Annotated in this window: 12 protein-coding genes; 3 read left to right on the top strand and 9 right to left on the bottom strand. The window is 40.4% G+C overall.

Annotation, left to right across the window (positions count from 1 at the left end; translation table 11 throughout):
• Positions 1–46: 46 nt before the first annotated feature.
• Positions 47–268 (bottom strand): hypothetical protein, encoded by a 222-nt coding sequence (locus tag ACKTR2_RS00570; protein WP_407882038.1) that lies wholly within the window; start codon positions 266–268, stop codon positions 47–49.
• A 187-nt stretch (positions 269–455) separates the two neighbouring features.
• Between ACKTR2_RS00570 and ACKTR2_RS00565 the strand changes: the two genes are divergently transcribed.
• Positions 456–1,145 (top strand): YoaK family protein, encoded by a 690-nt coding sequence (locus ACKTR2_RS00565; RefSeq protein ID WP_407882036.1) that lies wholly within the window; start codon positions 456–458, stop codon positions 1,143–1,145.
• Positions 1,146–1,213: 68 nt separating this feature from the next.
• On the opposite strand, the gene ACKTR2_RS00560 is transcribed toward ACKTR2_RS00565, so the two are convergent.
• The 5 genes from ACKTR2_RS00560 to ACKTR2_RS00540 form a co-directional block, all read right to left on the bottom strand.
• Entirely contained in the window at positions 1,214–1,690 is a 477-nt protein-coding gene (locus ACKTR2_RS00560) for a nucleoside 2-deoxyribosyltransferase (protein ID WP_407882035.1), read from the bottom strand.
• A gap of 112 nt (positions 1,691–1,802) precedes the next feature.
• Positions 1,803–2,843 carry a DUF6287 domain-containing protein gene (locus tag ACKTR2_RS00555; protein ID WP_407882033.1) on the bottom strand — a complete coding sequence of 347 codons (1,041 nt, stop codon included), beginning with the start codon at positions 2,841–2,843 and terminating at the stop codon, positions 1,803–1,805.
• 33 nt (positions 2,844–2,876) lie between these two features.
• A complete protein-coding gene (locus tag ACKTR2_RS00550) occupies positions 2,877–3,413 on the bottom strand; it encodes a hypothetical protein (RefSeq protein WP_407882032.1) in 537 nt (178 codons plus the stop codon).
• A 118-nt stretch (positions 3,414–3,531) separates the two neighbouring features.
• A complete protein-coding gene (locus ACKTR2_RS00545; protein WP_407882030.1) occupies positions 3,532–4,089 on the bottom strand; it encodes a hypothetical protein in 558 nt (185 codons plus the stop codon).
• A 49-nt stretch (positions 4,090–4,138) separates the two neighbouring features.
• Positions 4,139–6,829, bottom strand: coding sequence for an SEC10/PgrA surface exclusion domain-containing protein (locus tag ACKTR2_RS00540; protein WP_407882028.1), 2,691 nt, complete (start codon positions 6,827–6,829; stop codon positions 4,139–4,141).
• A gap of 223 nt (positions 6,830–7,052) precedes the next feature.
• On the opposite strand from ACKTR2_RS00540, the gene ACKTR2_RS00535 reads away from it, so the two are divergent.
• On the top strand, positions 7,053–7,382 hold the full coding sequence (locus tag ACKTR2_RS00535; protein ID WP_407882026.1) for a helix-turn-helix domain-containing protein: 330 nt from the start codon (positions 7,053–7,055) through the stop codon (positions 7,380–7,382).
• Between the two features lie 294 nt (positions 7,383–7,676).
• Here ACKTR2_RS00535 and ACKTR2_RS00530 read toward each other — a convergent pair whose 3' ends face one another.
• The 3 genes from ACKTR2_RS00530 to ACKTR2_RS00520 all read right to left on the bottom strand — a co-directional run bounded on the left by ACKTR2_RS00530 (position 7,677) and on the right by ACKTR2_RS00520 (position 10,032).
• Complete coding sequence (locus ACKTR2_RS00530; protein ID WP_407882025.1) at positions 7,677–7,967, bottom strand: hypothetical protein; 291 nt, start codon at positions 7,965–7,967, stop codon at positions 7,677–7,679.
• 660 nt (positions 7,968–8,627) lie between these two features.
• On the bottom strand, positions 8,628–9,005 hold the full coding sequence (locus ACKTR2_RS00525; RefSeq protein ID WP_407882023.1) for an ASCH domain-containing protein: 378 nt from the start codon (positions 9,003–9,005) through the stop codon (positions 8,628–8,630).
• Positions 8,983–10,032 carry a hypothetical protein gene (locus ACKTR2_RS00520; RefSeq protein WP_407882021.1) on the bottom strand — a complete coding sequence of 350 codons (1,050 nt, stop codon included), beginning with the start codon at positions 10,030–10,032 and terminating at the stop codon, positions 8,983–8,985. The genes ACKTR2_RS00525 and ACKTR2_RS00520 overlap by 23 nt, the downstream gene beginning before the upstream one ends.
• 749 nt (positions 10,033–10,781) lie before the next feature.
• On the opposite strand from ACKTR2_RS00520, the gene ACKTR2_RS00515 reads away from it, so the two are divergent.
• The gene (locus tag ACKTR2_RS00515) at positions 10,782–11,063 is read left to right on the top strand and encodes a hypothetical protein (RefSeq protein WP_407882019.1); all 282 of its coding nucleotides are present in this window, start codon (positions 10,782–10,784) and stop codon (positions 11,061–11,063) included.
• Positions 11,064–11,081: the final 18 nt, after the last annotated feature.

The raw sequence follows: 11,081 nt of genomic DNA, 5'->3' as shown, positions 1-11,081 counted from the left end.
GGAATCGAATGAGCGGCCTTTTTATTAGGGACCAGTTAATCATTCATTAACGAGCCGTCAAATAAGTATAAGTGTTGTCTTCGTTTTGTTTAAAGGTGAACTCGTGATCCTGATGATCGTTGGCTCGCCATTTTGACACTTCATAATGCGTCGTATCAGACAATTGCAGGCGATTGACGACAGCTTCAACTAAATATTGGTCATCATCAAAAGAACCACGAAGAATTTTCTTTAAATCGGTTAAGAATGCTGCTGTATTTGTAATCATGTGACCTATGTCCTTTCAATCAATGGCATAAGGATACAGATTGTCTGCTAAGTTGTCCACCAACTGGTATCGGTTTTGTGAAAAATTAATACGCAAATGAATGAGAACAAATCATCGCATTTGAAACGCAATCTGACTAGAATGGTAGCCATGGTGAAACAAATTTCGCGTGAAAGGAAGTCTTGCTATGCAGACGTCTACCCCACCATCCCGGCCCATCTATGAATCACTCATCACTGGGGTGCTACTCGCTGGTGTTGGCGGTTATCTTGACGCTTATACGTATATTTTCCATGGTGAAGTCTTTTCAAGTCTTCAATCTGGGAACGTTATCTTACTAGGGCTTAATCTCGCCGATGGCCATTTAACCAAGGCTTTGGCCTACATTGTGCCAATTTTGTGTTTTGTAATCGGTGCCGGGTTAGCTAATGTCATTGAGCAATTATTTCATCGCCCAGGTGCCATTATCTGGCAAGAGCTCAGCATTATTGCTGAATTAACTGGCGTATTCTTAATCGATCTGTTTTTGCCATTTTTACCCAGTCTTGCCGTCACCAGTGGCTTATCCCTATTTGCAGCCTTCCAGGTTCACACTTTCCGAGTTCTAAACAATCACCCCTACAATACAACGATGACCACAGGGAACTTGCGCACGGTTGGCGCCTCCTTGCTCAACTTACTCATTGGACACGGTGACCGCGCCACTAGCCGTTTGCTATTACGTGATAGCTTTTGGGTGGCCGCCAGCTTTGGAATTGGTGCGTTCATCTCTACAGTCATGACCAGAGCCATCGGCGTACAGTCACTATTAGGAGTTGTGATTATCTTACTAATCGTTCTCGGACTGATGATTTGGGATCAGCATCATGGTCACTAATTTTACCAGTCAAAAATAACGCTACTAACTGATGTCTTGGATGACACGGGCTAGTAACGTTTATTTTTTTAGAATACTTTCATATCACTGTAACGAGTTGGCAAATTATTGAAGTCGTACGTTGCTAAACCATTCGCAATCTTATCACCGGTAAACATCGCGGTTAATGACCGCGCCAGCATCAAATTCAATTCATTTTCAGGATTAAATTGCACCATCACCACCGGAATGTGCCACGCCCAGGCGGCCCCGATTTCAAAAATGGTACCGGCATCTGGTTCTGGATTGCCATCTTCGTGTTTATAATCCAAAATGGCAACCACCACATCGGCCCGTTTAACCTGACGCGTATCACTGGCGAATACCGCATCTTGCCACTTAAAGGAACCAAACGGCAACGATTCTTCTTGATGCTCTTGAGGAATAAAAATATCATCGCCAGCGATCGTTGGATTCTGCCGCAATACCGCCACCACTGTTTCAAGGCGGGCTTTTTGCTCGTCAGAGAAAAATGGACTCGCTAAGTAAACCTTATTTCGATACATCGAGATAACCTCACTTCTTTAGGATAGGTTAAGTATACCGAAAATCAGAGAAGATTTCTGACGGAAAAAGACTGTTAACTTATTTATCTCAGCCCAAGCGCCACTATAAAGTTCACTGATGATAATAAACATCGTCACTTGAAGTAGACTGAATGCCGCCAACAATCAACCGATCTTTAGACGAGTCTGAATGATCACCAGCCGATAGCTGAACACCTTTAGGAACGATGGCTAATGGTTGAAACGGTGACGTTTTGATATTGGGATCAAATGAGCCCATCGAACCATTCATGTAACCATCGCTAACCGATCCGCTAGCAATCACGGTTGGGTAACCATCGTGATCTTGTCCGCTCACGACGGCTCCTTTGTCAAAGGTAGCACTTGATCCAGCTGGTTTAGTCGCTACTTGATCAGTCACGACAATCGTTTGACCAGCAGTGTTTTTCCAAGTACCGACTAGGCTGGCGAAATTATTAGCGCCAATTTGTGATAAATCAATCGCTGATTGTCCCGCTGTCTTGTCAGTCGGTTGCTGACTTGAAGCAGCTTGGCTTGAGCTGTCAGATTGCTTAGTTGTCGGCTTTGTCGAATGCTTTCCGTTGACTGCTTGAGCAAAAACTTGAGTATACGAATTATTACTCGTCCAAACAACAATTAAATTTTTGGTATTTTTACCTTTACTATCGGCTTGATACTGACTCGTTGTGCCAACGGGATAAAAGGTTACCGACCAGTTGATCGGAACATTTTGATCTGCCAATGTCCCAGTAAGTACATTATTGTTAGTTTTAAAAATCACTTGGTGTTGTTCATCTTGATCAAACAGAATATCGCCCTGCAGCAAAGGTTTACCATTGTTTGAAATGACATGGTTAGAAATCGTCAGTGTATCCGTTAATGACTGTTTACCCCCACTGATGCGTTCATTATCCGTTGTCGAAATTTCTGTCCAAGTTCCTTTAAGGCTCTTATAATTGCCTGCCTTGATTTGTGCTAGGTCCATTGTCACTTTAGGCGTTGCAGCCTTCTTCATTGTCTTTTTTGAACTTGTTGGCTGGGACGGATTGCTTGCCTTCTGATGGCCCTGTCCACAGGCTGACAGGGTCAATAAGGTGAGTAGTCCTACCATTCCGATTACTATTTTTTTCATTTTGAAGCTCCTACATTTAGTCAATTAGTCTTGCTACTTGTCAGCTTTTTTGCTATAAACAGTCCCATTTGGAAAATCGATCAAATGATCGCTATTTCCAGTTAAAACAAACGATTTTTTATCTTTCGATAATCGGGCAACCGCAACCTTGCCGGCATTTGATTCGATGGTTAATTTGTCTTTATCAATTTTGTAAGTTCCGGCTATATGGCTGGTTTCCGTACTGGTTTTATGAAGACCCTTTTTACCTGACATGCCATAATTTGGATTAGGGCCTTCATCGACGAATTTCTCACTAAACTTCCCACCCGAGAAAGTCCACGATTCAGTGGTTTTGACATCAAAGATTCCTTTTTCACTATACTCATACGTCCCACTAAGATGCTTCGGTAACGCCAGAACAATCACAAAAATCACCACTACAATGGCGGCAACCACGCCAACCAACCATCGACTCGTGATTTTTCGTCCTGTCTTCTGGCTAACCATGTCGGCTAACTGATCTGCTTGCTGCTTGAAATTGTTCAACGCACCATTACTTTTTGACTTATCGTTTTTTCCTTCTGACATTTGTAAATTGTCTCCTTATTTGTTTTAACCATTGCTTAGCGACAAATAATCGTTTTCGACACAAAACAATCCCATATCAAACTGACTTGTGACATGGGATTGTCCACGCTTATACTACTTATCTTCGCGTATTCATCGCGGTAAATACGTTTGCAATGGCCGACGTTTTTGCCGCACTATTTGTTGATTTAGATACCGCTAAGTTTTCTTGTTGAATCGCCAATTGATCATGTTGAAAATCTTGAGTTTCTGCCACATTAAAAGCTTCTTGTAAAGTAGTCGCTCGATTTTCTTGCACTAAATGAATTAGGCGATCGATTGTCCAATAACTATAAAATTTTTGAGGAAAATCTTGCATGCCTTTTTGATAATCTGGTTGTTGCTCTTCGTTGGCTAAATTTCTCGTAGCCTCACGCAATGTTGTGTTGATTCGTTTGCCATCCCGAAAACGAAAATAACAAACAACGCCAACGAAAATCACCCAAATCAAAAACATCTCACCGCTCGTAAAAGTAACCAATGCAATAAGCAATGAAACAATCAGCATCGTTCTAAATCGTTTCTTAACTCTGTTAAGATCCTTTTGGGCAGACGCTACATCTGCTCGGGCATTCTGAACTGCAGACGTCAAGTTCTTTTTTTGCACCAAAAAGGCGATAATTTCTTCCTTGCTCATCTTATTTATCCCCCGTCTAAATTAGGTTCGAGTTAGTATCACCAACTAACTAATATCGTGCGTGCTTACTCATAGTTGACCGTTTACGGTCAACTATGAGTAAGCCAAACAAGCTCATCATTTCAGCAACAAATACGGCTAAAATGGACTTAGATTCTTTATTCGAAACATTAGTGTGTGGGAGGCCACGTTTAACGTCCGGGTTAAGCAACTGTCGACTATTTAAATTTTCAATTTGTTTCTTAGCAGGAGAAATCATTGAAATCGCTTTACTATAGCCTTTTGAAGGTGTTTCCACCCTTGATAAATCAGTAGTCGACGATGTTTGGCTCAATGAATTCATCGCTAACGTCGTTTGTTTATCAGGCTCAGGCTTATTATCGTGATCATCCGTCGTCATAATATCAAGTTGTTGATTCATCGTCGCCCGTTGCTGTAGCTTTTCTAACTTAGCTTGCGCAGCAGCCAAGACTTGTCGAGCACTTTCTAATTGAATTTGTAATTGTTGCTGTGCAACATCGGTGGTATTAGCAGCCTTTTGGGCTGTCATTAGTGATGCAGTTGCCTGATCATAAGCGACCTGCGCCTTAATTACATCTTTTTTAACATTTGCTAAATTAGTGGAAGCATCGGTTAGCGCCGTCAGCTGTTCCTGATCGTTTCCTAACATCCTCATTGCGTCTTGCAAAGCCTGCTGATCATGATCCAGTTTTGTTTCAGCAGTAGTCAACTTGGATTGCATTTGATCCAATAGTGTTTGCTTAGATGACAAAGCTTTTGCTGCGTTTTGCTGTTCCGATTGAGCCAACGTTAATGCATTTTTAGCCGAAGTTAACACAGCCAACTTATCTGTTACATTGGTACTTAAATCGTTAACAGCATCTTGAGCTGTCTCAACCTCACCGCTAACTTGAGTAACCACTTCATTTGCAGTATTCAAAATAGTGATGGCTTTATTCTGATCTAATTTAGCTTTTTGCAATTGCTGTTGAGCAGAGTTTAAAGCTGCTTCCGCCGCAGAAGCAGCAGTTTTGGCTTCTGCTAACTTTGCAGTTGCACTATCAACTAATGTCTGCTTTTCGTTAACAGTATTTGTTAATGCCGTAAGATCAACTGACGATTCTTTTAATGGCGGAATAGGAATTTGAGTTGTATCAAAGTTTGGATTGTCCAAAGGAATAGACTGATTTGGTAAAATTTCAAAATGCAGGGCCAGATCCGTGAAACTATCACCATCAGAATAATGTCCTATCCATTGACTGAAGGAAGTGCCAAAACTTTGCGAAAAACCCTCCTTCACAGCCAACGATGATTGCCCAATGCCAAGAACTGACAGTGAATGTCCCCAATTAGAAATAGCATCGCTAAATAACATTCCCACGACATTGTTGTAAATCGCAGATTTAAAATCTGCTAATGTTAAATTCCATTTACTACCTACAGTGAATCCTGCGCCCATGTCCTCCCCATAACCATTTATTCCGCTAGCCTGGGCCGTACGAATAAGGGCATCAAAATCATGCCCACTTGTTAACCAATCCCAGTTATCTGCCTCGTAAGCACGAGCAACATCTTGAGCATATTTTACTGAGCCCTGTGACACAACGACCCCAAGAATTCCTGCTTGGCTTCGAATTGAATTAATCAGTGCAGCTGCGTACGTGGAAAGCGTAATGAGAACATCTTTTGTTAGATCAGTCTCATTATCAATGTGAACAGTTTCATCTACAGGAGAAGGAACGAAATTAGAAACAAAAGAGCTTGCCAACTTCTGCGCAGCACTTGACACATTTTTTAATAGTGACTCGTACTCATCATCATCGATAGCGCCTCTATGTAAATTTGCGTTATATAGAGCACTCAAGGCATCTATATAATCACTATTAATCTTGATTGAACCGTCACTCCCATTTTGTCCTTGTGCCGCTGACAGTTGCTCCTGTGCTTCCGACAACGCTTCGTTGGCAGCAGAGGCAACATTATTGGCCTCATCAACAGACTGATTCGTTGACTTGACACTGTTTTCGGCTAAGTTCACATCATCAGTAGCTGCACTGACAGCTCCCGTTGCCTCATCCACAGTGGCCTTTGCGGATGAGGCTGCGGATTGTGCTGAAGTGAGCTTCTGCTGAGCTGCAAGTAAGTTTGTAGCGGCAGAAGTACCATCATCATTTTTCAGAGCTGACTGCGCTTGATCAACATTTGTCTGTGCCTCCGCCACTGATTGCTTAACTTCATTAGAGCGTTCTTGGGCACCAGCTACTTCAGATTGAGCAGTAGCAACATTATTTTTGTAATCACTGACAATGATTTGATCAGTTGAAACTTGACTACTCAATGACTGATTGATTGCAGTTTGACTACTGAGTGCAGCGTTAGCGGAACTGATCGCACTCGGAGTTGCCATATCAGCCATGCTAAGCGCGCTACTCTCAGAAGCTTTAGCCTGGTCTAAGTTATCTTTAGAAACCGCTTGGACTGAAGCTGCCTCAGTCAACGTCGAAGCAGCACTTGCTGCCATCTGACTGGCAATAACAGAATTATTTGTAATGACGTCAACTGCACTTTGGGCCGAAGTAGCGTCTTGTTTTGCAGTTGTTAATGTATCGGTTTGCACAGTATTAGCCGTAACGGAAACAGTAGCAGCGTGAATCGGTGACAAATTAATACTTGTCAAACTGACACCGGCTAGGATTGCTGTGGATAGAAGAAATACGTGCTGACTCGCTCGTTTTATCATTATTATTGCTCCTCGTATGCGTGAGTCTAATAAACCACCCAATTTGATTTTCGACACTTATCTGACTTGATATTCAAAATTCAGTCAAAAACATAAATACCATTTATTCTGGTATTTAATACACCTTATGGTAGTAAAATTAGACAAAAGTGTCAATATTTTATGTATTAAATACAGGATTTTTACGTACATGCTTTTGCTACCCTGTACCGAGGGTGATGCAATGCCAATTGATTATTTTGGTGAAAGAATGAAAGCAGTACGAAAATCAAAACGCTTAACTCAGTTAGATCTTGCAAAACGTCTTAACGTTAGCAAAGGAACAGTCTCTAGTTATGAACAAGGACTGTCTTATCCAACACTGGAGACTTTTGTTAAACTTTGCACGATTCTAGATACATCTTCTGATTACTTATTAGGAATATCTGACAATCTACCATTTAAGATGGGTGGTTTAACTGACGCACAAATGGAGAGTGTCCTACAGTTTATATCGGTTATTGAACAAGCAAACGACATTATTGAAAATCAAAATAGGCAAACTGGCGACTAATTAGTCTAAAACAGTAATCTTGCCTGTCACCATTAACATCTAAACCTCAATTTGCATAACTACATTTTTGGAACCACAAATCATCAAATTTGAATGGCTCTGTACTTTCTGGTGTTGGTAAAAACCAACATCATTTTTTGTTTTCGTCAAGTAGCGTTGATAATAATTTTTAGAAGAGTTTGGAATACTGACGGGCAAACTTACGTTGTTTTTTTTGCTCAGTGTCATTACATATCACCACACCCCTATCATTTGTTGGACAAAAAAAACGCCCAACTCACGAGCGTTAATCATTTAATCTCGAGTTCCTTGCAAAATTGCCATAATACCTGAATCCTTAATATATTCATAATGAACGCACATATCATATAAGTGCTTACCAGTCCGTCTCATCAAGTCAACTTCATAGAATTCTCGGTCGCCAGTTGAAATACCATTGGTTACGTCCGACACATCGACACGGTTTTTACCAAACTCCTTATTGATCTTATTTATCAGTGATTGAAATTTTTCAATGCTTTCTATATCAATACTCTCATGCGGATTTTCTCCACTAGGATATTCAGTTACATCAATTCGATACATATTTATTCACACCCTTTCACGCCCAATTGTACCTTCGGATTTCTTATCCTGCTTGTGCCAAGTTCTAATTTAGGCCTGTTAAGACGTCGCTCATCAGAACTAGGCTGAATCGGTTTTCTTATGCTGTTTGCATAACCGGCCAATGATTTCAGCTTCTCGCCTCGTCATATAGCTGAATCCTATCTTACCCATTGTTCATTTAACACAAATCATCGATGTGCATTCGAATTTGTACATAGAGATCCACTGCTCGAAGCTGTTTACGCATCAAATCACGGTGATTATACTTCACGTTAAGTGCGTGTAACTCCTTAATTAGCTCTTCTTAAATGTTCCTCATAACGATGCCTCAACTTTCGAATTTTTGATATGTAAAAGCCACCGAGTAGTCGTCAGGCTCGGTGGTGGAGGTCGAATATGATTAACTGCACATTGGGCTTCCTAACCCCCTACTGGTTAAGTTTAAAGCGCACTCTATGTGGACAAAATAACTACGTCCCAAGGGACGTAGTTCTGCTAGCCAACCTCGCTTTAATTGCTGTTTCAACCATTTTTCCGAAGATACCATACTCATCCACAAAATTCCGCTGTTGCGGTGTTATATTCTTTTGTTTCAAAGTACCTCATCTACTATCCAATTTTTCTGAGATTAATCGTATTTCAACTACCCAAATAACAGAATGATTGAGGAGCAACCGAAAGAGACTCATCAAAATCGGTCAAGGACATTGGTTTTTTATAAGAGAAAAAATCTCCAATTTCTATGGCAACAGCAACCTTATGGTTTTCATAATACTCATCAAAAAAGGTTTTGCTTACACCTGCTCCATCTTTTGTAGCATCCCATATCATTTCCGGTTTGTCAGCCAAAACATTTTTTACTGTAAACTCCCCAACAACTTTTCCGAGTGGTCTTGTAGCGTATACCACGATCGTTTGAACCGGTTGCTTAAATTGTATTTTACGGAACTCAAATCTCTTTTCTCCATCTTTTATTCGGCTGACAAATTCTGGTTTAATCGATAATAAAGCTTTCATTGAGTCTCCCCTCTCGCAACACATTTGAAAATACGGCATTATCTAACGCCATAAATCCTGGATAACCATTTCGATCTAAACCACAGATTTCAATTAGGTCATGCCTATTTACCCTATGCTTAAGAGCAACATCGTACTGAAATCTAAGAATAATTGGATACCTCCGATTCTGCCAAAAATCACGAAGCTCCGTTTCTGAGAAAATTGACTGCTTAGTAACATACGCTTTAAAAGCTTCAAAAGATGTAAATTCGCTAATATCCCTATTATCGGTGACTGTACATACTGAAGTTGCAACAGAAGTATACTCAGCACTTCCGCCATTTGCGGTTCTATAAATAATCAATTTATCTCCAGAACAAGCATTTCGCACTTCTCTCATGTTAGTCAGGTAGGTTTTTTCGATCGAATTTGTTTCCGATACATCTTCAGTTTTAAAAGCACCTTCATTATTTAGGCGAGATTCTGGAAATAATGCAGTATGAAACTTCGGTAAAATGGAAAGAAGATACTTTGTTCCAAGCAAATTAAAGCGTGGAAAGTTTTTTGATATAGTTTCCATTACAGCTAAGTCCCTAACCAGCACTGTTTCTCCCGTGTCACGTCTAACACCATATTGTCTAAAACCGTAGCGCGTAAATAAGTCTTTTAAATACTCCAAATTATCATACATAGTAACGTAACAAGCATCATAATTCCCTTCAATAAAGCGATGTAAAAGAAATGAAATCAATCTATTTCCAAGAACAGTACCATGAGATTCAACCTTAAAGGTTCCAACCTTCAGCCTCTTTTTATAGGTCGAGATATCTGGATCAATAGTATCGTCATCACCTTCCTCGGTTTTTAAATACAAAAACGCAATAAGCTTGTCCCCATCAAATACAGTGAGAGCTTTCTCATTAGCTTTACTTTTTTTCAGAAACCATTCGTTGAATCCCCTATATCTCACACGCAAATCATCAAAAAATGAATCGTTCACGTTGATTTCTGAAAATTTCTTTTCACCTAGAACATCGTTTGCCATTTCATTATTCCCCGCTTACTTTTATTCATTCACTCTTATTAAACAATAAAATTAACACTGTTACAATAACGTTGCAGCGCTCCCATGAATGAATAGAACTGGCAAAGGGGTGAAATGCTGTGCTGGTTTTCACCTTAACTATGTCACGTTATCACTATACATCGGTTCAAGTCCGTTTTTTGTCCGCTCTTTATCCGCTAAAAGTCCACTTTTTTATAGACGTGAAGGTCATACTCGGAACTATACTTGTCAAACACAGCAGCAAACTTTACTAATGCATTCGTTTTTAGCTTGTTGTAACGAGTGTGTTCAACATTCATCTTAGACTGGACATCAAAGTCTGCCACATCATACAGATAACATGCCATAAGAATTTTTTGCTTGGTCGCTTACAACTGTCAATTGACCATACAACTTCGTCATACACAGCCTGTGCAACTAATTGCCGACTAATGCTTTCTTCTGCGGTATTGCGAAAACTAGGTAATTTAGGCATGTCATCACTTACCGGCGATTTTAGCGCGGTCAAGTCCTCATTTACATACCGCCGAAACCACTAAAAATATTTGCTGAATAATTGACGAACATCAGCAGTGATCTGCTTTCGGTCAATGTCTGGAAGTAGTGTTTCGATATAGATTGCCAAATTATCGCCCTCCAAAATGCTGCTATACTGAGATTGATAAGATTTTAGTGAGCAAGCTGGCCAGCTTGGTAGCAAATTTCTCCTCAAAAAAGGAAAAATTGATATGGCAGATTGGACAACACAATTAGTAGTTGAGAACAAAACTAATCAGGACCTCTTACTAAGCGATCATTACATTTGCCCTAAAAATCGCGTAGATGGTTCCCAGAAATTATTCGAGTTGGTCAAAAGGCCGCCTACAAGGTTATTTCACCAAATGGACGTCATGCACTGGTTAGGCCATAAACATGTTCAGATGACAGAAGAGTACACCCGTGGAACAGAGGCTGGCATGTTGCATGTTATGGACGGAATCAAGCGATACATCTGGGAGAAAATGCTTTAAAATAAATCTCCCAGATTT

Origin of the sequence: Furfurilactobacillus curtus (genome assembly GCF_045862785.1) — a bacterium.
In the GTDB taxonomy this organism is placed as follows: domain Bacteria; phylum Bacillota; class Bacilli; order Lactobacillales; family Lactobacillaceae; genus Furfurilactobacillus; species Furfurilactobacillus curtus.
Note: the sequence above shows the minus strand (reverse complement) of the source record. Positions and strands in the feature narration are given on the sequence as shown.

Excerpts from the sequence above, each read along its gene's own strand:
- ACKTR2_RS00570 (WP_407882038.1), bottom strand. The coding sequence starts at position 268 with ATGATTACAAATACAGCAGCATTCTTAACCGATTTAAAGAAAATTCTT.
- ACKTR2_RS00565 (WP_407882036.1), top strand. The coding sequence starts at position 456 with ATGCAGACGTCTACCCCACCATCCCGGCCCATCTATGAATCACTCATC.
- ACKTR2_RS00560 (WP_407882035.1), bottom strand. The coding sequence starts at position 1,690 with ATGTATCGAAATAAGGTTTACTTAGCGAGTCCATTTTTCTCTGACGAG.
- ACKTR2_RS00555 (WP_407882033.1), bottom strand. The coding sequence starts at position 2,843 with ATGAAAAAAATAGTAATCGGAATGGTAGGACTACTCACCTTATTGACC.
- ACKTR2_RS00550 (WP_407882032.1), bottom strand. The coding sequence starts at position 3,413 with ATGTCAGAAGGAAAAAACGATAAGTCAAAAAGTAATGGTGCGTTGAAC.
- ACKTR2_RS00545 (WP_407882030.1), bottom strand. The coding sequence starts at position 4,089 with ATGAGCAAGGAAGAAATTATCGCCTTTTTGGTGCAAAAAAAGAACTTG.
- ACKTR2_RS00540 (WP_407882028.1), bottom strand. The coding sequence starts at position 6,829 with ATGATAAAACGAGCGAGTCAGCACGTATTTCTTCTATCCACAGCAATC.
- ACKTR2_RS00535 (WP_407882026.1), top strand. The coding sequence starts at position 7,053 with ATGCCAATTGATTATTTTGGTGAAAGAATGAAAGCAGTACGAAAATCA.
- ACKTR2_RS00530 (WP_407882025.1), bottom strand. The coding sequence starts at position 7,967 with ATGTATCGAATTGATGTAACTGAATATCCTAGTGGAGAAAATCCGCAT.
- ACKTR2_RS00525 (WP_407882023.1), bottom strand. The coding sequence starts at position 9,005 with ATGAAAGCTTTATTATCGATTAAACCAGAATTTGTCAGCCGAATAAAA.
- ACKTR2_RS00520 (WP_407882021.1), bottom strand. The coding sequence starts at position 10,032 with ATGGCAAACGATGTTCTAGGTGAAAAGAAATTTTCAGAAATCAACGTG.
- ACKTR2_RS00515 (WP_407882019.1), top strand. The coding sequence starts at position 10,782 with ATGGCAGATTGGACAACACAATTAGTAGTTGAGAACAAAACTAATCAG.